25 protein-coding genes and 1 pseudogene are annotated in these 25,965 nt (G+C 71.7%); 14 read left to right on the forward strand and 12 right to left on the reverse strand.

All coding sequences use genetic code 11. From position 1 onward, the window contains the following. The first annotated feature begins 43 nt into the window (after window positions 1-43). Window positions 44-754, forward strand: coding sequence for a class I SAM-dependent methyltransferase (locus FBZ33_RS09150; RefSeq protein ID WP_141908715.1), 711 nt, complete (start codon window positions 44-46; stop codon window positions 752-754). Between the two features lie 138 nt (window positions 755-892). Here the strand turns inward: FBZ33_RS09150 and FBZ33_RS09155 are convergent, their stop codons facing one another. Further along, complete coding sequence (locus FBZ33_RS09155; RefSeq protein ID WP_099852029.1) at window positions 893-1,471, reverse strand: TetR/AcrR family transcriptional regulator; 579 nt, start codon at window positions 1,469-1,471, stop codon at window positions 893-895. A gap of 113 nt (window positions 1,472-1,584) precedes the next feature. Here FBZ33_RS09155 and FBZ33_RS09160 point away from each other — a divergent pair, with 113 nt between their 5' ends. Then, on the forward strand, window positions 1,585-2,304 hold the full coding sequence (locus FBZ33_RS09160) for an MBL fold metallo-hydrolase (protein WP_141908716.1): 720 nt from the start codon (window positions 1,585-1,587) through the stop codon (window positions 2,302-2,304). A gap of 9 nt (window positions 2,305-2,313) precedes the next feature. On the opposite strand, the gene FBZ33_RS09165 is transcribed toward FBZ33_RS09160, so the two are convergent. Further along, window positions 2,314-4,827, reverse strand: a complete 2,514-nt coding sequence (locus tag FBZ33_RS09165) for an RNA helicase (protein WP_088947274.1) — start codon at window positions 4,825-4,827, stop codon at window positions 2,314-2,316. 103 nt (window positions 4,828-4,930) lie between these two features. Further along, window positions 4,931-5,560, reverse strand: coding sequence for a tRNA (guanosine(46)-N7)-methyltransferase TrmB (gene trmB / locus FBZ33_RS09170; RefSeq protein WP_221629538.1), 630 nt, complete (start codon window positions 5,558-5,560; stop codon window positions 4,931-4,933). A 209-nt stretch (window positions 5,561-5,769) separates the two neighbouring features. Between trmB and FBZ33_RS09175 the strand changes: the two genes are divergently transcribed. Together FBZ33_RS09175 and FBZ33_RS09180 are read left to right on the forward strand one after the other, a co-directional pair. After that, the gene (locus FBZ33_RS09175; RefSeq protein WP_141912531.1) at window positions 5,770-6,399 is read left to right on the forward strand and encodes a hypothetical protein; all 630 of its coding nucleotides are present in this window, start codon (window positions 5,770-5,772) and stop codon (window positions 6,397-6,399) included. Window positions 6,400-6,688: 289 nt separating this feature from the next. Next, window positions 6,689-7,354 (forward strand): class F sortase, encoded by a 666-nt coding sequence (locus FBZ33_RS09180; protein ID WP_255508777.1) that lies wholly within the window; start codon window positions 6,689-6,691, stop codon window positions 7,352-7,354. Between the two features lie 240 nt (window positions 7,355-7,594). On the opposite strand, the gene FBZ33_RS09185 is transcribed toward FBZ33_RS09180, so the two are convergent. From FBZ33_RS09185 to FBZ33_RS09195, 3 genes are read right to left on the reverse strand one after another with little or no spacing between them, the layout of a single operon-like run. After that, window positions 7,595-7,912 (reverse strand): antibiotic biosynthesis monooxygenase, encoded by a 318-nt coding sequence (locus FBZ33_RS09185; protein WP_088947279.1) that lies wholly within the window; start codon window positions 7,910-7,912, stop codon window positions 7,595-7,597. Window positions 7,913-7,929: 17 nt separating this feature from the next. Continuing rightward, window positions 7,930-8,727, reverse strand: a complete 798-nt coding sequence (locus FBZ33_RS09190; RefSeq protein WP_099857256.1) for an exodeoxyribonuclease III — start codon at window positions 8,725-8,727, stop codon at window positions 7,930-7,932. A gap of 37 nt (window positions 8,728-8,764) precedes the next feature. Continuing rightward, the gene (locus tag FBZ33_RS09195; RefSeq protein ID WP_099852041.1) at window positions 8,765-9,685 is read right to left on the reverse strand and encodes a proteasome assembly chaperone family protein; all 921 of its coding nucleotides are present in this window, start codon (window positions 9,683-9,685) and stop codon (window positions 8,765-8,767) included. A gap of 419 nt (window positions 9,686-10,104) precedes the next feature. Here FBZ33_RS09195 and FBZ33_RS09200 point away from each other — a divergent pair, with 419 nt between their 5' ends. From FBZ33_RS09200 to FBZ33_RS09205, 3 genes are all read left to right on the forward strand, one after another. Further along, a complete protein-coding gene (locus FBZ33_RS09200; RefSeq protein ID WP_088947281.1) occupies window positions 10,105-10,965 on the forward strand; it encodes a peptidase M23 in 861 nt (286 codons plus the stop codon). 106 nt (window positions 10,966-11,071) lie between these two features. Beyond that, window positions 11,072-11,218, forward strand: a complete 147-nt coding sequence (locus FBZ33_RS32680; protein ID WP_172861992.1) for a hypothetical protein — start codon at window positions 11,072-11,074, stop codon at window positions 11,216-11,218. A gap of 49 nt (window positions 11,219-11,267) precedes the next feature. After that, window positions 11,268-12,023, forward strand: a complete 756-nt coding sequence (locus tag FBZ33_RS09205) for an EcsC family protein (protein ID WP_099852044.1) — start codon at window positions 11,268-11,270, stop codon at window positions 12,021-12,023. Window positions 12,024-12,072: 49 nt separating this feature from the next. On the opposite strand, the gene FBZ33_RS09210 is transcribed toward FBZ33_RS09205, so the two are convergent. Next, window positions 12,073-12,924: a GDSL-type esterase/lipase family protein gene (locus FBZ33_RS09210; RefSeq protein ID WP_141908718.1), complete on the reverse strand. Its 852-nt coding sequence runs from the start codon at window positions 12,922-12,924 to the stop codon at window positions 12,073-12,075. A gap of 117 nt (window positions 12,925-13,041) precedes the next feature. Continuing rightward, a complete protein-coding gene (locus FBZ33_RS09215; protein WP_141908719.1) occupies window positions 13,042-13,635 on the reverse strand; it encodes an antibiotic biosynthesis monooxygenase in 594 nt (197 codons plus the stop codon). A gap of 178 nt (window positions 13,636-13,813) precedes the next feature. On the opposite strand from FBZ33_RS09215, the gene FBZ33_RS09220 reads away from it, so the two are divergent. From FBZ33_RS09220 to FBZ33_RS09240, 5 genes are read left to right on the forward strand one after another with little or no spacing between them, the layout of a single operon-like run. Beyond that, window positions 13,814-14,077, forward strand: a complete 264-nt coding sequence (locus FBZ33_RS09220) for a DUF6343 family protein (protein WP_088947285.1) — start codon at window positions 13,814-13,816, stop codon at window positions 14,075-14,077. A gap of 12 nt (window positions 14,078-14,089) precedes the next feature. Beyond that, window positions 14,090-15,505 (forward strand): NADP-dependent succinic semialdehyde dehydrogenase, encoded by a 1,416-nt coding sequence (locus FBZ33_RS09225; protein WP_141908720.1) that lies wholly within the window; start codon window positions 14,090-14,092, stop codon window positions 15,503-15,505. A gap of 52 nt (window positions 15,506-15,557) precedes the next feature. Continuing rightward, window positions 15,558-16,523, forward strand: coding sequence for a TIGR03885 family FMN-dependent LLM class oxidoreductase (locus FBZ33_RS09230; protein ID WP_141908721.1), 966 nt, complete (start codon window positions 15,558-15,560; stop codon window positions 16,521-16,523). A gap of 38 nt (window positions 16,524-16,561) precedes the next feature. Next, window positions 16,562-18,133, forward strand: coding sequence for a Na+/H+ antiporter (locus FBZ33_RS09235; RefSeq protein WP_141908722.1), 1,572 nt, complete (start codon window positions 16,562-16,564; stop codon window positions 18,131-18,133). Next, window positions 18,130-18,387, forward strand: a complete 258-nt coding sequence (locus tag FBZ33_RS09240) for a UBP-type zinc finger domain-containing protein (RefSeq protein ID WP_088947289.1) — start codon at window positions 18,130-18,132, stop codon at window positions 18,385-18,387. The genes FBZ33_RS09235 and FBZ33_RS09240 overlap by 4 nt, the downstream gene beginning before the upstream one ends. A 3-nt stretch (window positions 18,388-18,390) precedes the next feature. On the opposite strand, the gene FBZ33_RS09245 is transcribed toward FBZ33_RS09240, so the two are convergent. The 3 genes and pseudogenes from FBZ33_RS09245 to FBZ33_RS33710 form a co-directional block, all read right to left on the reverse strand. Continuing rightward, window positions 18,391-19,671 carry an MFS transporter gene (locus tag FBZ33_RS09245; protein WP_141908723.1) on the reverse strand — a complete coding sequence of 427 codons (1,281 nt, stop codon included), beginning with the start codon at window positions 19,669-19,671 and terminating at the stop codon, window positions 18,391-18,393. Between the two features lie 350 nt (window positions 19,672-20,021). Beyond that, window positions 20,022-20,333, reverse strand: a complete 312-nt coding sequence (locus FBZ33_RS33705; RefSeq protein WP_370453079.1) for an HNH endonuclease signature motif containing protein — start codon at window positions 20,331-20,333, stop codon at window positions 20,022-20,024. Beyond that, a pseudogene (locus FBZ33_RS33710) lies at window positions 20,334-21,334 on the reverse strand (DUF222 domain-containing protein); the annotation flags it as partial. Window positions 21,335-21,633: 299 nt separating this feature from the next. Here FBZ33_RS33710 and FBZ33_RS09255 point away from each other — a divergent pair. After that, window positions 21,634-22,305, forward strand: a complete 672-nt coding sequence (locus FBZ33_RS09255) for an HAD family hydrolase (protein WP_141908724.1) — start codon at window positions 21,634-21,636, stop codon at window positions 22,303-22,305. Between the two features lie 48 nt (window positions 22,306-22,353). On the opposite strand, the gene FBZ33_RS09260 is transcribed toward FBZ33_RS09255, so the two are convergent. Further along, window positions 22,354-24,963 (reverse strand): glycoside hydrolase family 9 protein, encoded by a 2,610-nt coding sequence (locus tag FBZ33_RS09260; RefSeq protein WP_141908725.1) that lies wholly within the window; start codon window positions 24,961-24,963, stop codon window positions 22,354-22,356. A 275-nt stretch (window positions 24,964-25,238) separates the two neighbouring features. Between FBZ33_RS09260 and FBZ33_RS09265 the strand changes: the two genes are divergently transcribed. Further along, window positions 25,239-25,964 carry a PP2C family serine/threonine-protein phosphatase gene (locus FBZ33_RS09265; RefSeq protein ID WP_141908726.1) on the forward strand — a complete coding sequence of 242 codons (726 nt, stop codon included), beginning with the start codon at window positions 25,239-25,241 and terminating at the stop codon, window positions 25,962-25,964. Window position 25,965: the final 1 nt, after the last annotated feature.

A 25,965-nucleotide genomic window follows, 5' to 3' on the forward strand; every position in this document is an offset into this window, starting at 1 on the left:
GAGACCTACGCGTCCGCACCAGTTCACGAGGAGGAGCCGAACGATGACGGATACCGGAACGCGGTTGGAAGGCGGCGGCACTTCTGGGTCACGGAGCAGGCGAGCGGACGACTGGTTGGCAGACATCCGGATCTCCTACGACACGGTCGCCGACAGTTACTCCGACTACACACGGGTGGCTTTGGCTGGGGAGCCCTATCTGCTCGCGGCGTTGGCGTTGTTCGCCGATCTGGTCCACGCCGCCGGCGGTGGCCCGGTGGCGGACGTGGGCTGCGGACCAGGCCATGTCACTGCCCACCTGCATAAGCTGGGCGTCGATGCCTTCGGCGTCGATTTGTCACCCGCGATGATCGACATCGCTCGGCGGGAGCACCCCGACCTTCGGTTCGAGGTGGGTTCGATGACGGACCTACAACTCGCTGACGCCTCGATCACTGCCCTGCTCGCCTTCTGGTCGTTGATCCACATCCCCGACGACGAGATCCCGGCGGTTCTTAGCCACTTTCGGCGGGTGCTGCGTCCCGATGGACCTCTGTTGCTCGGCTTTCACGTCGGACATGAGTCACGGCTGAAGACGGAAGGCTACGGCGGTCATCCGATGAAGGTCTACGTGCACCGCCGTCAGCCGGACCGGATGGCGACCTGGCTGCGCGATGCCGGATTCACGGTCAAGGCCCAGATGCTGCTCGGCCTCGACGAGAGCCTTCCAGGAGCGGTCCTCTTTGCACACCGCCGGCCAGAAGGTGCCAACTAAACCTGGACGGAAACGCTTCCGCCGTCCGCACCTAGTTGGCACCGCAACTGCTCACGCGCGACGATTAGTGCCACCTTCACGTGGACCGGACACCCGGAGATGCGCGGTTTCCGGAGGACCCGCGCTGCCGGCCGGCCCTCACTCGGCGCGGGGTGTGTCCAGGGTCGTCAGGGCGGCGGTCAGGCGGTCGATCCCGAACGCGAAGGCCTCGTCGAGGTCGCCACCGAGGTTGAAGGCACCCGCCAGTTCCATGCTGATGAAGCCGTTCGCCCAGGCGGTGAACATGCGCGCGGCCGACAGGGCGTGCTCGGGCCCGGCGAGTTCCGCGGCGAGGCGCAGGGCGGGGGCGCTCGCCCGGGTGAGGATGTCGAGGCTGGGCCTGGTGTCTGCGGGGCCGGTGGCGAAGATCAGGTGGTAGCCCGCGGGTTGGGCGTGGGCGAACGCGCGGAAGGCGTGGGCCAGCTCGGCGAGGTCTCGGCCCGGATCGCCGCTGCCGGCGACGGCGCCGAGCTGCTCGCCGAGGTCGTGCACTGCTGCTTCGGTGACGAGCCGGATGAGGTCGTCACGGTTGCGGACCCGTTTGTACAGCGAGGGGGCGCGGACGCCGACCCGCTGGGCGACCGCCTGCATGGTCAGGCCCGGAAGCCCTTCGGACTCCAGGATCTGGCGGGCGGCCGCGACGATGTCGGCGAGGGACGTCCGGTCGGGAGTCGGCATGGGGTGTTCCTTCCGGGGGTGGGCGACGTTCGTCACCCATCATAGCTATGGCCCTTAGGCATCATGGCTATGTATCGTAGCTATCAGGGAACGACATCACCTCGGAGGAAGTCATGAAGCTCGGGCCGCACCTGCACCGCATCGGCAACGACATCGTCGCCGCGTACCTCGTCGAGACCGACGACGGCGTGACCGTCGTGGACGCCGGCCTCTCCGGTCACTGGCCGGAGCTGCTGGCGGAGTTGTCCGCCATGGGTCGCTCGCTCGCCGACGTCCGAGGTCTGATCCTCACCCACGGCGACACCGACCACATCGGCTTCGCCGAGCGGCTCCGGCGCGACCACGGCGTACCGGTCTACGTGCACGAGGCGGACGCCGCCCGAGCCCGCGGCGAGGTCAAGTCCAAGGCGCCCTTCGGGACCTTCAAGGTGGGTGCCGTGGCCAGCTTCCTGATGTACGCGGGCCGCAAGGGTGGGCTGCGCACGACGTACCTCAGCGAGGTGATCACCGTGCGGGACGGTCAGGTGCTCGACCTGCCCGGCGCTCCGCGCGTCATCGGGATGCCCGGCCACTCGCCGGGCAGCATCGCCGTGCACGTGCCGATCGCCGACGCCGTGTTCGTCGGCGACGCGCTCACCACCCGACACGTGCTGACCGGCCGGTCGGGCCCGCAGCCGGCGCCGTTCACCGACGACCCGGCCCTGGCGCTCGCCTCGCTGGCCCGCATCGAGGACCTGCGGGCGACGTGGATCCTCCCCGGCCACGGCACCCCCTGGAACGAGGGTGCCGTCGAGGCGGTGCGCCGGATCAAGGCTGCCGCCCAGGCCGGGTGATGGCGGGCGTCAGAGCTGGCCGACGTCCGTGATCCGGACGACCGCGGCGCCGACCTCGTCGGAGGCCACCAGGTCGATCTCTGCGCTGATGCCCCAGTCGTGGTCGCCGTTGGGGTCGTCGAAGCTCTGCCGGACGGTCCACCGCTCCCGCCCCTGCTCGATCATGAGCAGTGCCGGCCCTCGGGCGTCCGGCCCGACGCCGATCGAGTCGTACTCCTCGAAGTACGGCGCGAGCGCGTCGGCCCACGCGTCGTAGTCCCAGCCGTCCTCGGCGTCCAACTCGGCGAGCAGGTCCCAGCGGCGCAGCGCGGCCAGCTCGACGCGGCGGAACAGCGCGTTGCGCACCAGCACCCGGAACGCCCGCGCGTTGCGCGTCACCGCCGGAGGCCGGTCGGTCAGCGCGGCGTGCGCCAGGGCCACCTCGGCCACGTCCGACGGGTTGCGCAGCCGCTCCCACTCGTCGATGAGGCTGGAGTCGACCTGGCGGACCAGCTCGCCCAACCACTCGATGAGGTCGATCAGCTCCTCGGTCTTGGCGTCCTCGGGCACGGTCTGCCGCAACGTCTTGTACGCGTCGGCCAGGTAGCGCAGGACCAGGCCTTCCGAGCGGGTCAGCCCGTAGAACTGCACGTACTCGGTGAAGGTCATGGCCCGCTCGTACATGTCGCGGACGACGGCCTTGGGGGAGAGCTGGTGGTCGGCGACCCAGGGGTGCCCCTGCCGGTACATCTCGTACGCGGCTTCCAGCAGCTCCGCGAGGGGCTTCGGGTGGGTCACCTCGTCGAGCAGTTCGAGGCGGGCCTCGTACTCGATGCCCTCTGCCTTCATCGCGGCGACCGCCTCGCCGCGGGCCTTGAACTGCTGCGCGGACAGGATCTGCCGGGGGTCGTCGAGGATCGACTCGACCACGCTCAGCACGTCGAGCGCGTACGACGGGGACTCGGCGTCGAGCAGCTCGATCGTGGCCAGGGCCAGAGGCGAGAGCGGCTGGTTGAGGGCGAAGTCGAGCTGGAGGTCGACGGTGAGCCGGATGCGCCGGCCGGTCTCGTCCGGCTCGGGCAGCTCCTCGACCACCCCACCGGCGCGCAGCGCCCGGTAGATCGCGATGGCCCGGCGGATGTGCCGGCGCTGGGCGGCGGGCTCCTCGTGATTGTCGGTGAGCAGGTGCCGCATCGCGGTGAACGCGTCCCCGGGCCGGCCGATGACGTTGAGCAGCATCGAGTGGCTGACCTGGAAGCTGGAGGTCAGCGGCTCCGGCTCGGCGTCGACCAGCCGGTCGAAGGTGGGCTGGCCCCAGCCGATCGAGCCCTCCGGCGGCTTCTTGCGGACCACCTTGCGCCGCTTCTTCGGGTCGTCGCCGGCCTTGGCGAGGGCCTTCTCGTTGTCGATTACGTGCTCGGGAGCCTGCACCACGACCCGGCCGATGGTGTCGTAGCCGGCCCGGCCCGCCCGCCCGGCGATCTGGTGGAACTCCCGGTTCTTGAGCAGGCGGGTACGGACCCCGTCGTACTTCGACAGGCCGGTGAACAGCACGGTGCGGATCGGCACGTTGATGCCGACGCCGAGGGTGTCGGTGCCGCAGATGACCTTGAGTAGGCCGGCCTGGGCGAGGGTCTCCACCAGTCGGCGGTACTTCGGCAGCATGCCGGCGTGGTGGACGCCGATGCCGTGCCGGACCAGCCGGGAGAGCGTCTTGCCGAAGCCGGCGGTGAACCGGAAACCACCGATCGCCTCGGCGATCATGTCCTTCTCGGCGCGGGTGCAGACGTTGACGCTGGTCAGCGCCTGGGCGCGTTCCAGTGCGGCGGCCTGGGTGAAGTGCACCACGTACACCGGGGCCTGCTTGGTCTCCAGCAGCTCCTCAAGCGTCTCGTGTAGCGGCGTCATCGCGTACGAGAAGATGAGCGGGACCGGCCGCTCCGCCGAGCGCACGACGGCGGTCGGCCGCCCGGTGCGCCGCGTCAGGTCGTCGACGAACCGGGTGGTGTCCCCCAGAGTGGCGGACATCAGGATGAACTGGGCCTGCGGCAGCTCGATGATCGGCACCTGCCACGCCCAACCCCGGTCGGGCTCGGCGTAGAAGTGGAACTCGTCCATGACCACCTGGCCGACGTCGGCCTTCACACCCTCGCGCAGCGCCAGGTTCGCCAGGATCTCCGCCGTGCAGCAGATGATCGGGGCATCGGCGTTGACGCTGGCGTCGCCGGTGAGCATGCCGACGTTCTCGGCGCCGAAGACCTCGCAGAGCGCGAAGAACTTCTCCGACACCAGCGCCTTGATCGGCGCGGTGTAGAAGGTCGTCCGGCTGTCCGCGAGCGCCGCGAAGTGCGCGGCGATGGCCACCAGGCTCTTACCTGAGCCGGTCGGCGTGTTCATGATCAGGTTGGCGCCGGAGACGATCTCGATGACCGCCTCCTCCTGATGGGGGTAGAGGTCGAGGCCGCGCTCCTTCGCCCAACCGGCGAACGAGTCGAAGAGGGTGTCGGGGTCGGCGCTTCTCGGAAGCGCGGCGGTGAGCGTCATAGCCTGTCCATGGTGCCTGGATCATGCCCCGCTACGCCAACCCGGTGTCCGCCGGACCTCCGTCCGGGGCGGCGGGTCCGGGCCGCCGGGCCGGGCCGGCGCGTCACCGTCGGCGGTAGATCAGGTCGGCGACCGGCCGGCCGGCCGTGATCGCCCGCCGCTCGAACTTCGTCACCGGCCGGTGCGCCGGACGCGGCGCGAAGCCGCCGTACGTGTCCACCAGCCCCGGGTCCGCCTCCAGGGTCTCCCGCATCGACTCGGCGTACTCGGCCCAGTCGGTCGCGCAGTGCAGCGTGCCGCCGGGCCGCAGCCGGGACCGCAGCAGCGCCACGTGCGCCGGCTGGATGATCCGCCGCTTGTGGTGGCGGGTCTTCGGCCACGGGTCGGGAAAGAAGATGTGCACGGCGTCCAGCACGCCCTCGGGCAAGCCGTTGACCAGGGACAACGCGTCGCCCTCCGCCACCCGTACGTTGCGCAGGCCACCGCGCTCCACCAGGTCGAGCAGGTTGGCGATTCCCGGCGTGTGCACCTCGACCGCCAGATAATCTCGATCCGGGTCGGCGGCAGCCATCGCGGCGGTGCTGTCGCCCATGCCCGAGCCGATCTCCAGCACCACCGGCGCCCGGCGACCGAACAGGTCGGCCAGGTCGACGGGCACGACCGGTCCGTCCGGCACATCCAGGCCGTACGCGGGCCAGAGCCGGCCCAGCGCATCGGTCTGCCGGTCGCTCATCCGACCCCGACGGGGGTGGAACGTGCGGATCGTCCGGCTCGTGGGCGGGACGGCGGGGTCATGGTCGATGGCGGTCACAGCGACCCGAGCGTACGCGACGCCGTCGACGGATCGGGTGTGATGTGCGACCGGAAATGAGAGGATCCAACTGGTACGGCAGGTCGGGTGCTCCGCTGCCCGACACGGCCGACGCGGCGTCGAGAGGGGGCATCGTGACAGTGACCCGTGGCGGCGTGACCCTGTCGGTGCTGGCCGTGCTCGTCGGGCCCCTGCTGGCCGCCGCTCCCGCGCTAGCCGCTCCGGCACCGGTCGCCTCGGCGCTCGCCGCTCCTGCGCCCGTTGCTCGGGTTCTCGCCGCTCCCGCGCCGCAGCCCGAAGGCCCGCCGGGTGGCACGTCCCAGCCATCGCCGGTGGACATCTTCGTCGAGGTGAGCCCCAGCACGGTGCAGCCCGGCTACCTGGTCGGCATCCGCGCCAGTTGTCGGGACAACTCGGTGGGCGCGACAGTCGTTTCCGACGCCTTCGGCGCGGTCGGCGTGCAGCCGCAGCGCGGGGTGCTGACCGCCGCGCCGATGGTGCGCGATCGCACTCGCCCCGGCAACTACCGGGTCAAGTTGGAGTGCCGCGACGGCGAAACTGCCTCGACCATGCTCCAGGTGGTCAAGAAGGTGCCGTCCCAGCCCAGTCGCGGCCCGGCCACCGGCTTCGGCGGGGGCGCCGGCGGGATGACCGGCAAGCTGCTGCTGCCCGGCGGCGCGGCGCTGACCATAACCGGCCTGATCCTCGCCGTGACGGCGCTGCGCCGGCCGCGCCCGGTCCACGGCGCTACGCGGCGCTGAGCCTGCCATGGCGATCTTCCGCCCCCCGTCGCCGCCGGCCGGTCCCCGCCAGCCCGGCGCCTCCGGCTCGCCGTCAGGTCCGCGCCCGTCTCCCGGTGGGCGTCCGTCTTCGGGTGCCGGCCCGTCCCCGGGTGCGCGCCCGTCTCCCGGTGCGCGCCCGTCGCCCGGTGCTCGCCGCTCGCGGGACGATCGCTGGCCGGAGGACGACCGCCTACCGCTGGACGACCCGTGGCCGGAGGACGACCGCCTACCGCGGGACGACCGCCCGCTGGTTGTCGACCGCCCGGCGGTGGCTGCTCGCCCGCCGACCGCCGTCACGCCTCGGCGTAGCCGTCCTCCCCGTCGTAGCCCCTGGTCCGTGCCGCTGGCCGTGGTGCTGGTGCTGGCCGGGGTCTTCGCCACCGGGGCAGGGCTGGGCCACTCGGTCGGCCCGTTCGACTTCGCCCCGGCCGGCGGCGACCAGCCGGCCCGTAGTGAGTCGGTCGGGTTGGCGGCCAGCCGCCCGGTGCGCCTGACGGTCCCGGCGATCAAGGTGGCGGCGCCGGTGGCACCCGTCGGGCAGGCACGGGACGGCTCGATCGCCGTACCGCCTCTGGAACGCCACAACGAGACCGGCTGGTACGACCGCGGGCCCACACCCGGCGAGTCCGGCCCGGCGGTGATCGTCGGGCACGTGGACACCAAGACCGGCCCGTCGGTCTTCTACGACCTGGGCAAACTGCACCCCGGCGACCTGATCGAGGTGGCCCGGGCGGACGAGTCGGTGGTGGTGTTCCGGGTCGACACCGTCGAGCACTTCCCGAAGGACCAACTGCCCGCCGAACGGATCTACGGTCACGACGGGCCCCCCGGCCTGCGGCTGATCACCTGCGGCGGGCAGTTCATCGGCGGACGCACCGGCTACGCCGACAACGTCATCGCCTTCGCCACCCTGCAGTCCTCCCGCAAGTCCTGATCCGACGACGCCCTTCTGTCGCGCGCCGACGCCCGCCCGCCGCGGAGCGCGCACTGCCGCCAGATCGACTCGGTTTTCAGGATGTCGGGGTATCGCGCCGCGCCGGAGACCCCGGATGATTACGAAACGGCCTTTGTCCGCGGGCTTGATCGACACGGGATCCTTGAAGTAGGGGTGTCCGACTGAGTCGGACACCCCGATTTCCTTGAACGCGAGTGGATCAAGCGCGGGGCGTGCCGCCTAGGGCTGCGGGACGTGCAGGGCCACCTCGAACTCCAGGAGGCTGGCGCCGGTCGCGACCGGGGGACGTGGCTTCTCACCGGGCGCGGCGGCGTGGGCGGCGCGGGACGGGCCAGCGGCCCAGGCCTGATAGGCCTCCTCGGTCTCCCACCGGGTGTAGACGAAGTAGCGGGTCTCGCCGGCGACCGGCCGGAGCAGCTCGAAGCCGAGGAAGCCGGGGGAGTTCTCCACCGCGCCGGCTCGGGCGGCGAACCGCTTCTCCAACTCCGCGCCGCCGCCGGGAGGGACCTCGATTGCGTTGATCTTCACGACTGCCATCTGCCCACCCTAGCCACTCAGAACGCCTCGACCACCGGGACCAGGTCCGCGTCGACCACGATCGGCGCGTGGTCCGACGGGCCCTTGCCCTTGCGGGCCTCCCGGTCCACGTACGCCGAGCGGACCGCTCGTGCGAACGGTGCGGACGCGTACACCAGGTCGATTCTCATGCCCTTGTTCTGGTGGAACATCCCGGCCCGGTAGTCCCAGTAGGTGAAGGGGTGTGGTCCCTTCATCGGGGTGGGCACGACATCGCTGAGGCCGAGGTCACGCAGCGCGGCGAGGGCCGTCCGCTCGGCCGGGGTGACGTGCGTGGAGTGGGTGAAGACCGCCGGGTCCCAGACGTCGGCGTCGGTCGGGGCGACGTTGAAGTCGCCGCAGACCGCCAGCGGGAGCCCGCCGGCCAGCTCCGCGGCCAGCGCGTCGCGCAGTGCCGCGAACCAGGCCAACTTGTACGCGTAGTGCGGGTCGTCCGGCGTCCGGCCGTTGGGCACGTACACCGACCAGACCCGCACCCCGTCGCACGTGGCGGAGATGGCCCGGGCCTCCGGGTCGGGAAAGCCGGGCTCACCGGCGAACCCGACCCGGACGTCGTCGAGCCCGACCCGGGACAGGATGGCGACCCCGTTCCACCGGCCGTCGCTGTGGCTGGCCACGGTGTAGCCGAGCTCGCCCACCTCGGGTGCGGGGAAGGCGCCGTCCGGGCACTTGGTTTCCTGTAGGCAGACGACGTCGGGGCCGGTGTCGGCCAGCCACTCCAGCAGTCGGGGCAGGCGGGCCTTCACCGAGTTGACGTTCCAGGTCGCCAGGCGCATGCCCCCAGCCTGCCGCATTCGCCCCCGCGACGCCCGGTCAGCTACCCGGGGTGTCGCCGGGACGGGTCTGTTCGGCCAGGAACCGCTCCAGTTCCGCGCCGAGTTCGTCGGCAGTGGGCAGCGGTCCGGCGTCCTGGGCGAGCAGGTTCTTCTCGCCCCGACCCCGGGCGAACGCGTCGTACTGCTCCTCCAGGGCCTGGACCAGGGCGGCGGCGTCGTCGGTCTGGGCGACCTGCCGGTCGATCTCCACCCGGACCACCTCGGCGGCCGAGCGCAGCCCGTCACCGGGCAGCAGCAGGCCGGTGCTGCGGGACACCGAGGTGAGCAGCACCTCGGCGGCGGCCGGGTACTCGGTCTGCGCCACGTAGTGCGGCACGTGGGCGGCGAAGCCAAGCGCGTCCCGGCCCTGCTGGCCGAGCCGGAACTCCAGCAGGTGGCCGACACTGCCGGGCACCTGGACGCGTTGCAGCCAGGGCTCGTAGCCGGCGATCAGCTCGGGGCGGGTGGCGTGCGCGGTCACGCCGGTCGGCCGGGTGTGCGGCACCGCCATCGGGATCGAGTTGAGCCCGACGGTTAGCCGGACGTCCAACCGGGCGGCGAGGCCCGCGACGGCGGACACGAACCGCTCCCACTGCAGGTCCGGCTCGGGGCCGGTGAGCAGCAGGAACGGCGTTTCGTCGTCATCGTGCAGCAGGTGCAGCTCCAGCTTGGGAGCGTCGATGCTCTCCCAGTGGTCCTCGACGAAGGTCATCACCGGTCGTCGAGACCGGTAGTCGAAGAGCTGGTCGACGTCGAAGGTGGCGATCGGCCGACCCTCCAGCGAGGTGAGCAGCTGCTCGCGCGCCAGCCGGCTGGCGTTGCCGGCGTCCACGAACCCGGTGAGGGCCTGGATGAGGACCGGTTGCCCGAGGTCGGGCAGATCGTCGGTGAGCTGATAGAGCTCATGTGGGTCGAGCACCGGTGCGGACCTCCCTGAAATGTGCCTGCGGAGTGCCGACGCGACGGAGGGCACCCGTTCGGGCAACGTACCCGCCATCCTGGTGCATTCCTGCTTCGGGCGATCCGCCGCCCGGGGGGTGGGAGCGATCGGACTAATCATCTGTTTACGCCGCCAGGCGAGTCCGGTCGACCGATCGGACGAGCCCGGTTCGGCCCAAAGGCCGAGTTTGTCGATCATGTCGGCTGCCGCGGTCGGATGTCCCGGCCTGTGTCGGGCCGAGCCAGACTGCGTGTGCCGCCTGGTTGGTCCGGAACGCGAGGTACGTTCCCCGGGCAGGTCGAGCCGCCCAGGTCGTCCACCAGGACGGGCCGAATGTGTGGGAAGCGCCACGTGATCACCGTGCGTGATCAGGGTTTCCCCCTGCCTAGCCTCGGTTGATGCGTGACGACGGCACCCTCGACGACCCGTATGCCCCGAGTACCCCCACTGCCGATACGGAGGATGGCACCTCAACCGAACGGACAACCACCGCGAGTCGGCTTCGGGCGTACGCCCGGGACCTGACCGGTCGACGCCGGGCGCAGGTGGCGCTGGCGACGGGCGTGGTGTGCTGCCTCGGCCTGGCCGCCGTCGCACAGGTCCGCGACGAGTCCGCCGACGCGGCGACGCGGGAGGGGGCGATCTCCAACTCCGAGTTGGCGCAGCGCGCCGAGCAGCAGAGCGCGTCCCGTGGCCTCGACCGGGTGGCTGCCCCGAGCACCTCCGCCGCTGTTCCGTCCACCGCGGCGACCCCCGCCGACCCGGACACCAGCGCGCCGGCCCGGAAGGCCGCCCCGGCTCGCCCGACCGACCCGGCGCCCGTCGCCGGGCTGGACGAGGACCAGATGGAGAACGCGGAGGCGATCGTCCGTGCCGGCCGCAAGATGGGGGTGCCCCGGCGTGGGCTGGTGATCGCGGTGGCCACCGCCATGCAGGAGAGCAACCTCTACAACGTGGCCAGCGGCGTGCTGCCCGAGTCGCAGGACTACCCGCACCAGGGCGTCGGCTGGGACCACGACTCGGTCGGGTTGTTCCAGCAGCGTTCGAGCAGCGGTTGGGGCCCGGTGGGTCGGCTGATGGACCCCGAGTTCGCCACCCGGCAGTTCCTCGCCGCGCTGGAGCAGGTGCCCGGCTGGCAGCGGATGCGGCTCACCGACGCCGCTCAGGCGGTGCAGGTCTCCGCGTACCCCGAGCACTACCAGCAGCACGAGTGGCGGGCCACCCGGGTCGTCGACGCCATCGTGCCGACGGGGCGGTAACCTACCGCCCACTGTGGACGGTGAGGGTTGAGGCTGTCGCATCCTGGGTACATGTGTTGCGGGTTAGGGGTACACATGACAGCGGGACCATCGACAGGAGGACGCCATGTCACTGATGCAGCGAATCACCATGTTCCTGAGATCGCCGAAGGGGCAGCAGCTGGTGGAGCGAGGCCGTCGGGAGATGGCCAAGCCGGGCAACCAGCAGAAGCTCAAGGGGCTGGCGGCCCGGTTCTCCAACCGCCGCCGCTGACCGCTCCATCGGCCGCCCTGTCCGCCTTTCCCACCCCTCGGGAGACCCGGTGACCGACACCCCACCCATCGGCGGCCAACCTGCCGCCCCTGCCCCCCAGCCGTCCGTCGGCCTGCCGACCGGGCCGGTGGACGCCCCTGAGGGTCCGCCGGCCCGTCTCTGGGACCGGATGCGCGACGATCCGCAGTACGCCCCGGAGCACCTGGCCCTTGAGGCGGTGCGCCGGCTCGGGCCGGAGGCCGCGCAGTGGGTCGTCCGGGCCCGAGCGGAACAGCCCGGGGTGTCGGCCGACGTCCTTGCCGACCAGGCGGCCCGCAAGTTCGTCAACCTGGCCCGGCTGTCCGGCGCCGTCTCCGGAGCGGCAGGGCTGCCCGGGGCCGTGATCGATGTGGGCGTGCTGGCCTGGACCCAGGCGCGGATGGTGCTGCACATCGCCGCCGCGTACGACGTCGACCCGCTGCACGGCGACCGGGCCACCGACCTGTTGGTGCTCCAGCGCGTGCACAAGGTCGCCGAGAGCGCCCGGCTGGCCCTCGGTGTGGCCGCCGGTCGGGAACGCGCCGACGCGCTCTTCGGCTCCGGCGGCCGGCGCCCGCTCGGCCGGGTCATGCTGCAACTCGGCGTCCGGCTGGCCCAGATGGCCGGCGTCCGGGCCGCCAAGCGGATGGTCGCCAAGATCATCCCAGGTGCGGCCATCGTCCTCGGCACCTGGGCCAACTCGTCCGCCACGAAGGACCTGGCGCAGCGATCCCGGGCCCTGTACCGCTCCCGCGGCGTCGCCGTCCCGGAGCCCCGCCGCCACTGACCGCGGGCCAGCCTGGTCAGCCGGCAGCCTGGTCAGCGGGCCAGCCTGGTCAATTGGCCAGGCCGGACGAGCGCCAGGTGACCTCGGCGAGCCGGCCCTGGCCGGTGGCGTTGGGGTGGAACCAGTCCAGCGGGTTGAGCAGGTCCAGAGTGAATCGGACCTTGTGCACCGCGCCACCGTCGTGCCGGCAGCGGGAGCCGTACGCCCGGCAGGCCGCCACCAACTCGGTGTTGTACGCGTTGATCCGGTCCCGGACGGCGGCCCGGCGCGCCCGGTCGGCGGGCGCGGTCGAGGTCGCCTCGGCCAGCAGGGACGGGCAGATGCCCCGCCTCCACGCCCGCACGGCGCGGGCGTCGTCGTGCCCGACCTCCCAGAGCCGGTACAGGTCGGGGATGCTCACCACCAGCACCCGGGCCTTCGGTCGGCCGGTCCGCAGCACCCGTAGGCCCCGGTCGACGTCGGCCCGGAACTGCGCCACCGGGGTCATCGCGTCCACCCCGCCTCGGCAGACGTCGTTGGCGCCGATCAGCACGGTGACGTAGTCGGCGCGGTCGCGTACCGCTGCCTGGGCCTGACCCTCCAGCGCGTCCGCGCGAGCGCCGGGACGGGCGTGGTTGTACGTCCGGTCCCGGATCGCCGAATTCTGTTCCAGCAGTCGCCGGTAGTGGCTCTCCACCCGCAGGCCGTCCCCCGTCGACCAGGAGTTGCGCTCGCATGAGGTGAGCACGAGGCAGGAGGCGAAGCCGGTGGTGATCGAGTCTCCGAGTGCGGCGATGCCGCCCGGGCCGCTCGACGGCGGCGCGCTCCTGGTGGGGCGTGGTGTCGCGGAGGTGCCGCCCTCGCAGGCCAGCGCCACCAGCGCCGCGAGACAGGCCAGGGCGGTGACTCCCCGTCGAGGCATGACATCCCCTCCCACAGCACAGAGCGACAGCGCGGTAACTCTATGCGTAGGACGTGGTTTGCCGGGGAGGTGCTGTCGGGTATGCGGCAGAGCGCCGACGCTGGCGCCAGCGGGGTGCTATAAGGCCCGCCAGGGCGCGGGCTGACCGTGCAGCCACCAGTGCAGCGCCCGGGTGATCCGGGGCAGCACGAGATAGGTCATCAGCGGGGTCAGGCAGAGGGTCATCAGCAGCACCCGCGCCGCCAGCGGCACCGCGTCGAGGAAACGGCTGGTCAGCAGGGTGGCGCTGAGGCTCAGCGGAAAGAACGCCAGCCAGATCGTCACCGCCTGCTTCCACCTCGGAGGCGTGGCCGGCCCGACCGGCTCGACCGGGTCCACCGAGTGCTCAAGCGGAGGGTCGAACCAGCCCTCGATCCCGGTACGCCGCTCGACCCGGGTGTGCTCGACGATGCCCTGAGCCGAACTGAGCCACCAGTGCCGCTGCGGCGACTCCTCCCACCGGTGCAGCGTCTCGGCGTCGGCGAAGCGGTAGAGCATGTGCCACTCCGGCGAACCGGGGCCGCTCTGCACCCAGCCGGCGCCGAGGAACCCGGGGAACGCCTCGGCCAGCGCGGTGCCGGCCCGCATCCACGCCACCATCTCGCTGGACCGTGCCGGGTCGACACGGCGGGCGATGGCGACGGTCACCGGCACGGCGAGGGTCAATGACATGCGTCCATCCTGCGGTTGGCAGGGGCCACGACGCGAACGGATGTAATCGAGCACACCGGCGCGCTCCGGTGCCGCCCGCCCGTGCGGGCCATCGGCCGGAACCTGTCGGTGGTCGTCCGCGACCGACAGAGGTGTCCGAGGCCGGTTAACGCTGGCGATCGGGGGTAGGTCCCTGAGCATGACGAGATCGCAGCCCCGGCGCGCCCGTGGCACGGTCGGCCACGCGAACAGCGCGCTGAACCTCCGTCTCACCCTCGCCAGCTTCGGGCTGGTGATCATGGTGCTCTTCGCGGTGCTGGCATTCTGGGCCGGCATCGCCTGGCTGGGCGTCGTCTGTGCGATCTTCGCCGTGGTCGCCGTGGTCGACCTGGTCGTGATCCAGCGCCGCCGCGCCGCCCGCCGCCGCGAGGAGCCGGGCGTACGACACTCGTTGTTCGAGTGACAGGAGGACGAGATGCCCCACATCGCCACCACCAACCCCGCCACCGGCCAGGTGCTCAAGACCTATGAGGCGATGTCCACCGAGCAACTCGACGGTGCCATCGAGCGCGCCGACCTCGCGTACCAGCAGTTGCGGGAGACGACCGTCGACCAGCGCGCCCAGTGGATGAACGCCGCCGCCGACCTGCTCGACGCCGAGCGCGACGAGATTGCCCGGATCATGACCACGGAGATGGGCAAAACCTACGTGTCGGCGCAGGCCGAGGTGACGAAGTGCGCCACGGCCGCCCGCTTCTACGCCGACAAGGCCCCGGCGTTCCTCGCCGACGAGCCGGCCGACGCCGACGCCGTGAAGGCGACCCGGGCGTTCATCCGCTACCAGCCGATCGGTGTGGTGCTCGCGGTGATGCCGTGGAACTTCCCGCTCTGGCAGGTGATGCGCTTCGCCGCGCCGGCACTGATGGCCGGCAACACCGGCCTGCTCAAGCACGCCTCGAACGTGCCGCAGACCGCGCTGCTGCTGGAGGACGTGTTTCGGCGGGCCGGCTTCCCCGAGGGGGCCTTCACCACAGTGCTGGTCGGCTCGGAGGCCGTCGAGAGGATCCTCGGCGACCCCCGGGTGCGCGCCGCCACGCTCACCGGCAGCGAACCGGCCGGCCGGTCCATCGCCCAGATCGCCGGACGGGAGCTCAAGAAGACCGTCCTCGAACTCGGCGGCAGCGACCCCTTCGTCGTGATGCCCTCGGCCGACGTGGACCGGGCCGCCGAGGTGGCCACCACGGCCCGCTGCCAGAACAACGGCCAGTCCTGCATCGCCGCGAAGCGGTTCATCGTGCACACCGACGTGTTCGACGCCTTCGCGGAGAAGTTCGCCGCGAACATGGCCGCGCTGCGGGTCGGCGACCCGATGGACCCGGACACCGACGTGGGGCCGCTGGCCAGCGAGCGGGGCCGTGACGAGGTGCACGCCCAGGTCCAGGACGCCGTGGATAACGGCGCGACAGTGCTCTGCGGTGGCGACTTGCCAAGCGGCGACGGCTGGTTCTACCCGCCGACAGTGGTCACCGACCTCACCCCGCAGATGCGGATGTGGTCCGAGGAGGTCTTCGGCCCGGTCGCCGGCCTGTTCCGGGTCTCCTCGTACGAGGAGGCGATCGAGGTCGCCAACGGCACCAGCTTCGGGCTCGGCTCGAACGCCTGGACGCGGGACCCGACCGAGCAGGAGCGCTTCGCCACCGACCTGGACGCGGGCAACGTCTTCATCAACGGCATGACGACGTCCTACCCGGAGTTGCCGTTCGGTGGTGTGAAGAACTCGGGCTACGGGCGCGAGCTGTCGGCGCTGGGCATGCGGGAGTTCTGCAACACCAAGACGGTCTGGGTGGGTGAGGGCGCCGCCTCGGCCGGCGCCGGGGCGCACGCCGAGTAGTTCGGGGCGCGGCACGCGTCAGCCGGTGCCGTCGTGGGTAGGAAGTGTGCCCATGACGTCGTTCGGTTTTCACGCCTCGCATGAGCAGATCGGTCCACGCGCCCTGTTGGAGGCGGTGATGCACGCCGAGCGGGCCGGCTTCGACGCGGCCATGTGCTCCGACCACTTCTCGCCGTGGAGCGCCCGGCAGGGCGAGTCCGGCTTCGCCTGGTCCTGGCTGGGCTCCGCGTTGCAGGCCACCGGCATGCCGTTCGGCGTTGTCAACGCGCCCGGCCAGCGGTACCACCCGGCGATCATCGCGCAGGCGATCGGCACGCTCGGCGCGATGTACCCGGGCCGGTTCTGGGCGGCGCTGGGCACGGGCGAGGCCAGCAACGAGCACATCACCGGCGACCCGTGGCCGCGCAAGGACGTACGCGCCGCCCGGCTGCGCGAGTGCGTGGACGTGATCCGCGCGCTGTTGGCCGGCGAGGAGGTCAGCCACGACGGCCTGGTCCGGGTGGACCGGGCCCGGCTGTGGACCCGCCCGGAGCAGCCGCCCGCGTTGGTCGGCGCCGCCGTCAGCGTGGCCACCGCCCGCTGGTGCGCCGAGTGGGCGGACGGGCTGATCACCGTGAACGCGCCGAAGGCACACCTGCGCGAGATGATCGACGCGTACCGGGACGCCGGTGGGCGCGGGCCACTGCACCTGCAGGTGCACGTCTCCTGGGCGTCTGAGCAGGCGCAGGCCGAGGCCATCGCCCACGACCAGTGGCGCAGCAACGTCTTCGCCCCGCCGGTCTGCTGGGACCTGGAGACCGTCGAGCACTTCGACGCGGTCTCGGCGGACGTGCCGGCGCAGCGGGTCGCCGAGGTGGTCAACGTGTCCGCGGACCTGGGTCGGCATGTCGGCTGGTTGGAAGAGTACGTCGAACTCGGCTTCGACCAGATCGCCCTGCACCACGTCGGGCAGGAGCAGCGCGGCTTCATCGACGCGTTCGGCGCGGAGGTGCTGCCGAAGTTGCGCCCGGCTGGCTGATCGAGGGCTCAACCGACGGACCCCTAGGCTCGTACCCCATGGAAAGCCTGTTTCCGGTCGTCGTCTTCCTGGCGATCGCCACCCTGGGTGCCGCGCTGGCCCGCCGGCTCGGCCTGCTCGCGCCGATCGTGCTGGTCGTGCTCGGTCTGGCGCTCTCGTTCGTACCGGGCTTCCCGCAGGTGGAACTCGACCCCGAGCTGGTGCTGATCGGCATCCTGCCGCCGCTGCTCTACGTGGCCGCGCTGGAGACCTCGGTGCCGGCGTTCAAGAACAACATCCGGCCGATCCTGCTGCTCGCGGTCGGCCTGGTGTTGTTCACCGCCTTCGTGGTCGGGCTGGTGCTGCACCTGCTGCTGCCGCAGTTGCCGTTCGCGATCTGCCTGGCCCTCGGCGCGGTGGTCGCCCCGCCGGACGCCGTGGCCGCCACGGCAGTGGCCCGGCGGGTGGGCCTGCCCCGCCGGGTCGTCACCATCCTGGAGGGGGAGAGCCTGGTCAACGACGCCACCGCGCTGGTGCTGCTGCGGGTCGCGACGATGGCCACCATCGGATCTGCGGTCGGCACGGCCGAGGTCGCCGTCGAGGTGCTGCGGGCCACCGGCGGCGGGATCCTGATCGGGGCGCTCGGCGCGTTGGTCTTCGGTTTCCTGCACCGCCGGATCACCGACCCTCTGCTGGACAACGCGCTGTCGTTGATCATCCCGTTCGCGGTGGTGTTCACCGCCGAGCACCTGCACGCCTCCGGTGTCGTCGCGGTTGTCGTCACCGGTCTGGTGCTCGGGCACAAGCTGCCGCAGTTGCTGTCGGCGGCATCCCGGTTGCAGATCGGCGCGTTCTGGCGGCTGGTCCGATTCCTGCTGGAGGGCCTGGTCTTCCTGCTGGTGGGGCTCCAGCTGCGGGAGGTGCTGCACGACCTCGACGAACCGGTCGGCTCGCTCGTCATCACCACATTCGCGGTGCTCGCCGCCGTCTTCCTGACCCGGTTCATCTGGCTCTTTCCTGCCACCTACCTGGCCCGGTTGGTGCCTCGCGTCCGCCAACGCGACCCCAGGCCCTCGCCGAAGTTGCCGATCATCATCGGCTGGGCCGGGATGCGCGGCGTGGTGACCCTGGCCGCCGCGCTCGCGCTGCCGCTGACCCTGGCCGACGGTGAGCCGTACCCCCGGGCGTTGCTCATCTGGCTGGCCTTCGCGGTGATCGTTTTCACGCTGGTCGGCCAGGGCGCCACGCTGCCGCTGGTCGCCCGTCGGTTGAAGCTGCCGCAGGACGACCCGGTGCAGGACGCCCTGTCCGCGGCCGGTGTGCAGCAGCAGGCCAGCCGGGCTGCCCAGGAGCGTCTCGACGAGCTGGCCGACAGCGCACCTGACGCGGTGGTGGACCGGCTGCGCCGAGCGGTGGAGGATCGCACCAACATGGCCTGGGAACGGCTCGGTGGCACCGAGCGGGAGACCCCGTCGCAGGCGTACGGTCGGTTGCGACAAGAGATGATCGACGCCGAGCGGGATGTGTTCCGGGCTGCCCGGGACTCCGGTCGGATCCCTGAGGAGGTGCTGGTGCAGGCCTATCGTGACCTGGACCTGGAGGAGTCGTTGCTGAGGGAGGCCGGGAAGTGAGCTGTCAGCACCTGACCGAGGCGGGTGCCGCCGAGGCGCGCACCCCCGACGAGTGCGAGGACTGCGTCGCCATCGGCGAGACCTACTGGGTGCACCTGCGCACCTGTCTGAGCTGCGGGCAGGTCGGCTGCTGCGACTCGTCGCCGAACCAGCACGCGAGCAAGCACTTCGCGTCCACCGGCCACCCGGTGATCCGCTCCGCGCAGCCGGGCGAGGCCTGGCGATGGTGCTTCGTCGACGAGGAGATCGGCTGACGGTCAGCCCGGGTGCGGTGACCGGTCAGCGCGTTCGGTGCGGTCAGCGCGATCGGCGCGGTCGGCCAGGGCGCGGCGGGTGAGTGGCGGCACGGCGAGGCCGGTGAGCGCGAGCAAACCCGCCAGCGCCAGCCAGCCGACCGGGCCACCGTCGATGATCAACCAGGTCAGCAGGGCCGGGCCGGCAGCGCGGACCAGCCCGGCGAGCAGTCCGTCGACCCCCTGGTAGGCGCCGAGGGCGTCCGGGGCGGCGAGGTCGTAGGCCAGCGCCGCCCCGGCCCCGGCGTGCCACAGGTCGCCCATGGTGTAGATCACCGTCGCCGCCAGCAGCAGGCCGATCGCCACCGCGGTGGGCACGACGGCGGTCGCGGCCCAGAGCAGCATCCCGGCCGCGAGCACCAACCCCGCCCGGCGCATCGTCGTCGCCGCCGGCGCCGCGTGCCGGGCGCTCCCGCTGAGCCGTACGGCGAGCAGCACGGTGAGCAGCGTGTTGACCAGCAGGAGGGCGGAAACCGTCACCGGAGGCGCATCGGTGTGCGCGACCACCCACAGCGGCAGCACCAGCGTCAACGCCACATGGTGCACGGAGAGCACCGCCGAGGCGCCGGCGACCGCGAGGAACGGTTTGTCGCGCAACGCCCGGCCGGCTCTCTGCCGCAGTGGTCGCCGGGCCGGCGGGTACGCCGGGAGCCGCATGATCAGCGCCGCCGAGACGAGATAGGTGGCGACGTTGCCGAGCACCAGCAGTCGGTACGCCCACCCGGTGTCCGCCACCAGTGCGAACGCGGCCAGCCCCGCACCGAGCGCCACGCCCAGGTTGGCCACCGCCCGCAGGGTGGCGAAGGCGTGCACCCGGCCCTCGGGGCCGCCCACCGCCGCGACCAGCGCGGCGCGGACGGCGAGGTTGCCGGAGATCAGCAGAGCGTCCAGTGTGGCCACCAGCAGAAAGACCGGGAAAGAGCCGACCAGCAGGTACGTGGCGGCGACAACCGCCTGCGCCAGTTGCAGGACGGCGCGGAGGCTCCGCGGGTCACGTCGGTCGGCGAGCCCGCCGAGCGGCACGCTGGCAGTGAGCCCGACCAGGCCGGCGAGAGTGAGCCCGAGCCCCACCTCGGTCGGGGTCAGCCCCACGGCGCGGGTGAGGAAGAGCGCCGCACCCGTCACCCACAGCCCGGTGCCGACCGTGTTGGCGAGGGTGGCCAGCGACAGGGTGCGCAGCCGACCGGGCGGCGGCAGCGGCGACAGCGACCGCCAACGGCCGCGAACCTCCGCCGTGGTGCCCATCCACCGACCCTAGAGCCGCCGCCTGCTCATCGATGCCCCGCACAGTGCGGTGCCCGTCACAGCCCCTGCCGGTTCTTGATCTGCTCGCGCTGCGCGTCTGCTCGCGCTGCGCGTCTGCTCGTGCTGCGCGTCTGCTCGTGCTGCGCGTCTGCTCGTGCTGCGCGTCTGCTCGTGCTGCGCGTCTGCTCGTGCTGCGCGTCTGCTCGTGCTGCGCGTCTGCTCGTGCTGCGCGTCTGCTCGTGCTGCGCGTCTGCTCGTGCTGCGCAGGCTTGCCGGCGGCGTCGGCCCTTTCGGCGGGCAGGCTTGTTCGGCGGCGCAGGCTTGTTCGCCGGGTTCGGATCAGTGATGGGTCACGTTCGCCGGTGGTACTGGTTGCGGCGGGGGAGCCGGTCGGGATCGAGCCAGGCCGGCGGGACGAATTCGGGCCGACCGTCGCCGCCGAGCCGGACGGTCCACTCGCCACGGTGGACGTGTCGGTGATGGTGGGCGCAGAGCAGCACGGGGTTGGTCAGGCTCGTGCTGCCGCCGTCGGCCCAGTGGTGGATGTGGTGGGCGTCGCACCAGCGGGGCGGGCGGTCGCAGCCCGGGAAGGCGCAGCCGCGGTCGCGCAGGACCAGGGCGCGTCGCAGGGGGCCGCTGACGAGCCGACGCTGCCTGCCCACGTCGAGCGTCTGGCCGGCGCCGCCGAGGACAGCGGGCAGGATCGCCGCGTCGCAGGCGAGCCGGCGAACCGTCTCCGGGGTGAGCCGAAGGTCGGTGTCGAGAGTGCCGGCGTCGAGCTGCCGGGCCAACGTCTCGAAGCTTGTGGTGACGACGAGCTGGGCGGGGTCGCCGCCGTTCTCGGGCAAGTCGCCGGTGCGCAGGGCAAGCCGGCAGAGGTCGGCGAGCGCGTCGTGCCGGCGTTGCCCGGGACAACGCGGATCGTCCGGACCGGACGTGCGGTCAGGGGGTCGATCGCGGCGCGCAGCAGGCCGGCCGCCTCAGCGTCCAGGCTGCCGGACAGCCGCAGCCGGCCGTCCGACAACTCGGACAGCGTGACATGGCGATCCCGGCTGGCTCGGCGGGCCTCGGCCTCCAGCGCCGCACGGGCGACGGCGTCGGCGACCTCCGGGGCGACGTTATCGAGGATGCGGGTGCCCAGCTTGTGCAGCAGGGTCGGCTCGAACTGCCCGGCCCACCCGACCAGGACGCCGACCGCCTTCCCGGCCGCCTCGGCACCGGCGGCCGTGTGCACCGTGCTGACCGTGTCACCGATGACCCGGGCCTGCTCGACGCTGATATCCCCGCTGGCCAGAGCAGCGCGCACGCCTGGCGCTCCGGCGTCCAACGCGCCGGCGAGATCGACCAGCCGGCGAGCGGCGGAGACGCTGAGCCGCAGCCGGTCCCGCAGCCACACCACGTCGAGGATGCGCCCTGCGTGGTCCCGGTGCCTCGACCGTCCAGCTCCCGCACGAGGGTCAGCTTGACCGCGGCCAGGCGTTGCTCGAGTCGGTGCGCGGCGTCGAGTGCCGCGACGAGGTCGTGCTCCGCAAGAGCCCACGCCGGCGCGTCGAGGCAGTCGGCGACCGCCGTCTCCGCCTGCGTCAACTCCTCCAACATAGAACGACAATAGAACAGGTGTACGACAACTTCGGAGCGCGCGGTCGGCACGGGCCGGGCGCACGGAGCGGTCCTGATGCCGGCGGCATACGGCTCACTCGGGGCCGCGTCCGATCCATCGGCTTTGCTGCTGCGCCCGGTGAATCGTTTGCGTCATCAGCTCGACAGCGCCAGCCGGAGGCACGCTCGCCCCGAACGCTCCTGCGGAGCGGCACACCGCCGCCTGCCCTCGATCACATGGTGGTCAGTAGCGGAAGTCGCGGTGTTCCAGCTGCTCACCATCAAGTGATCATGGAGTCCTGGTGGCCGGCGTTGGCCTCTGCCTATGATCCACCGACAACGCGACAGCGACGGGGGATGCACGTGATCAATGCGATTTTCTTCGATGTCGGTGGGACGATTCTCGACGAGTCCCACGAGTTCGCCGCCTGGGCCGACTGGCTCGGCGTTCCACGGCACACGTTCTCGGCGGTCTTCGGTGCGGTGATCGCCCGGGGCCTGGACTATCAGGAGACGTTCCGGGCCTTCCGGCCGGACTTCGATCTCGCGGTCGAGTTGGAGCGCCGCGCGGCCGCCGGTCAGCCGGAGTCGTTCGGCGAAGAGGATCTCTACCCGGACGCACGACCGTGCCTGACCTCGTTGCGGGAGCAGGGCCTGGTGGTGGGCCTGGCCGGCAACCAGCCAGCGCACGCCGAGTCGACCCTTCGGGCGCTCGACCTGCCTGTCGACCTGATCGGGACGTCGCACGGTTGGGGGGTGGCGAAGCCGTCACCGGCCTTCTTCGAGCGGGTCGTTCGTGAGGGCGGCGGTGACGCGTCGTCGATTCTGTACGTCGGCGACCGACCCGACAACGACGCCCGCCCGGCTCAGGAGGCCGGGATGAAGACGTGCCTGATCCGGCGCTCGCCGTGGGGGCACATCCTCGACATGCCGGCCGTGTCCGAACGGTGCCTGTTCCGGATCGACTCGCTGGACGAACTCCCCACTCTGGTCGCGAAGCACAACGCGGCCGGCGTTAGCCCGCCGGCCGCGTGATCATGCGAGCGTGGTGGCCGCCCGGGGAGGGCGGCCACCAGCAGTGGGTCAGGGGAGGCTGCAGGCTCCGCCGTTGACCGTGATCAGGCCGGGAGCGGGGTTGGCGCCGCCGGCCGTCGTCGCGTTGAAGCCGAACGTCACAGTGCCGCCGGGTGCGATCTTGGCGTTGTGCGACTCGTTGCGCGCGGTCACCGTCGAGCCGGCCTGGGTGACCTTCGCCAGCCACGCCTCGCGGACCCGCTGGTCGCCGGTGAACGCGAACCGCACGCTCCAGCCGTTGACGGCCGTGGCACCGGTGTTGCGGATGGTCAGCTGGGCGGTGAACCCGGTGCCGCCCTGCCAGGCACCGTAGTTGGTGTAGTTCACCGAGCAGGTGGTGGCCGGCACCGCGCTCGCGTCACCCTGGTCGGCCAGGAACGACGAGATCCAGGCCAGCGCCGAGTTCCAGTTGATCGCCACCTCGTTCGTCGAGTACGAGTTGATGTCGTCGACGTAGCAGAACATCGGCTTGCAGCCGGCGAGCAGTTGCGCCACGAACGGGTCCTGGAGGGCGGCGTTCGGGCCACCGGCGAGGGAGCCGGCGGGCGGTCGGGGCAGGTTCGGGTCGAGCTGGTGGCCGAAGATCCGGCTGTGCTGGTTCTGCGCGGCGTGCTCGCCCCACCCGGTGACGTAGGAGATGTTCAGGGCGTTGCGACCGAGGATGTAGTCCATGGCCTGTACGGCGCCGTCGCGGTAGACGGGGTTGCGGGTCAGGTCGAAGGCGGTGGCCAGCACGACGGCGTTGTTGATGACGTTGCTGTTGCCGCCCCAGAAGTAGCTGTTGGCGTCACCGGGCATCGGCAACCCGTACGCCTGTCGGCGCAGCTCCGCGAGGTAGCTGTCGGCGGCGGCGGTGACCGAGGCGCGGACGCGGGCCAGGTCGGCGGCGGGCAGCCCGTTCGGCACTGTGGCCAGGTCGAGGCGGCCCAGCGCGGCAACGCTCTGCCAGCCGAAGCCGCGCGGGTCGAACACGTCACCGGTGTGATGCGGCGACGCGGTCAGGTCGGTCAGGTAGGTCTGCGCCCCGGTGGTGAGGTACAGCTCGGCCGCCGCCCAGTAGAACTCGTCGGTGACGTTGGTGTCGTCGTACGCGCCGCCGCCGGTGCCGTCGGTCGGGCTCGCGTACACCGCGGGGTGGGCCTTGGCCGCGGCGTAGGCCGTCTTCGCGGCAGTGCCGCAGCGGCTGGCGAACGCCGCGTCGTAGGGGGCGAAGAGCCGCGCGCACTGGGCGGCGGTGGCGGCCAGGTTGAGGGTGGCCGCGGTGGACGGCGGGTGCAGCTCGCGCGGCTGCGGGTCGTCGTGGGGGGCGAGTGGCAGCCCGGTCCAGTTCTGGTCGTGGATCTTGTGGTGGACCATGCCGGCGAGCGGCTTGCCGGCCGGCACCTGCATGCGCAGCAGGAACTCCAGCTCCCAGCGGGCCTCGTCGAGGATGTCCGGCACGGCGTTGCCGCGCTCGGGGACGCGCAGGGTGCTGTCACCCAGCGCGGCGCCGCCGGCCGCGGTGGCCGCCGTCCTGGTCCGCTCGAACGTGTTGAGCAGCTGGTAGGTGGCGATGCCGCCGTTGACCACGTACTTGCCGTGGTCGCCCGCGTCGTACCAGCCGCCGCGCACGTCCAGGGAGTAGTCGCAGACGCCCGGCTGGCAGGGCACGTTGGTGTCGCCCTGGTTGGGTGCCACGCCGAGGTGGCCGGCGGGGCGGGCGTACTCGTCGCCGATCAGGTCGCCGTCGATGGCGATGCCGCTGCGCTGGGCGTAGAAGAACTGCAGCGAGTCGGAGCGCAGCTGGTCGTAGAGGGTCCCGGAGATGTCGAACGGGTGGCTGGTCTCGCCGTCCACAGTGAGCGTGAGCCCGGTGCCGGGGGTGCGGTAGCTGGAGAAGTCGACGGTCTGCACGTTCTGCCCGGAGGCGGCGTCGACGCCACGCGCGGTGGTGCTGCCGCTGGCCACGACGGCGCCGGCGGCCGAGCGAAGCTGCCAGGGCAGCGCCTCGGTGGCCTCGGTGACGACGGTGGCGTTCTTCGGGCCGCCCGGCAGGTAGCCGACCTGGTTGACCCGCACCCGTGGCCCCGTGTCCGGCTCGTACGGCTCGGGCGGCTCACCGCCGCGCAGCGAGACGTCGTCGAGGCAGATGGTCTGCGTCTCGGGGGAGCCGCCGACCTGGAAGATCAGTTGGGCGTTCGGGTTGTCGTCCGGGACGGTGAAGGTCTGCTCGACCCGCTGGGCGGTGCCGGTCGCGCTGGCGTCCACGGCCGCGTACGTGGTGTAGGGGGCACTGCCGAGTTGCAGCACGGCCTTGACCGCGGCGCCCGGGGTGGCGGAGACGGCGAAGCCGAGGGTGTATTCGGCGCCCGCGATCAGCGGCACCCCGTCCTGGCCGATGCCGGCGTCCCAGGGGTTGGCCAGCCCACCCGCGACGGTGGTGCAGAGCCGGCCGTCGGTGACCGCGAGGGGGCCGGTGCCGAACGAGAACCAGGGGCTCACTCCGGCGCTGAAGTCGCCGTTGTCGATCTGCTCGGGGGCGTCCGGTGGTGGGTCGGCGTGGGCCGCGCCGGCGCCCGCGCCGGTGAGGGCCAGGGTGGTCGCCGCGGCCAGCAGGAGGCGGCGTCGGGATGGCGTCACGGGGAGTCCTTCCGGGACGGAAAGTGGGACATTGGTGATGGCACGGTGGGGCGGAAATAACCTGGGAGCGCTCCCAGGTATCGGCTCGATGTTTCCAGTGCCGGTACGCCATGTCAATTGATCTGGTTGGATGGGTTTCAGCATCCGACGAGGGCGCTCAGCCCGACCGGCATCTGCCGACGCGCCGCCATCCGGACGTGAGATTGGCCGCGCCACGCGCCGTCGTCCTGATCTCCTAGAGACAACTGCGCCCTTCGCCTGGCAGGCTGCCTCCCATGACCCTGAAGCTGCGTTCCGTGGGAACGAGCGACCGTGGGCTGATCCGCAGCGGGAACCAGGACGCCCTGCACGCCGGCACCTGGCTCGTCGCCGTCGCCGACGGCATGGGCGGGATGGCCGCCGGTGACCTGGCCAGCGCCCTCACCATCGACGCGGTCGCCCCGCTGGATGTGGAGACTCCCGAGGACGCGCTGGTGGCCGCGCTGGAGGGTGGCATCGCGCTGGCCACCTCCCGGATCCGGCAGGCGGTCGCCGAGGACTCCGAGCGGCAGGGCATGGGCACCACGCTGACCGCCCTGCTCTTCGCCCGTACCGGCAGCTGCCTGGCCCTCGCGCACGTCGGCGACTCCCGGGCCTACCTGTTTCGCGAGGGCGTGCTCAAGCAGGTCACCCGGGACGACACGTTCGTCCAGATGCTGGTGGACCAGGGCGTGATCACCGCGGACCAGGCCAGCAGCCACCCGCGGCGGGCGGTGGTCACCCAGGCGTTGCAGGGCGACGAGATCTCCCCGTCGTACGCGACGATGGTGCCCCGGGCCGGCGACCGCTGGTTGCTGTGCAGCGACGGTCTGTCCAACGTCGTCCGTCCGGACACCCTCACCGAGGTGCTCACCGGTTACCCGGAGCGGTCGGAGTGCGTCGGCAAGCTGATCGATCTGGCACTGCACGCCGGTGCACCGGACAACGTCACCGTCGTGGTGGCCGACGTCGTGGAGGAATAGG

The organism is Micromonospora sp. A202, assembly GCF_006715105.1.
Taxonomy (GTDB): Bacteria; Actinomycetota; Actinomycetes; order Mycobacteriales; family Micromonosporaceae; genus Micromonospora; species Micromonospora zamorensis.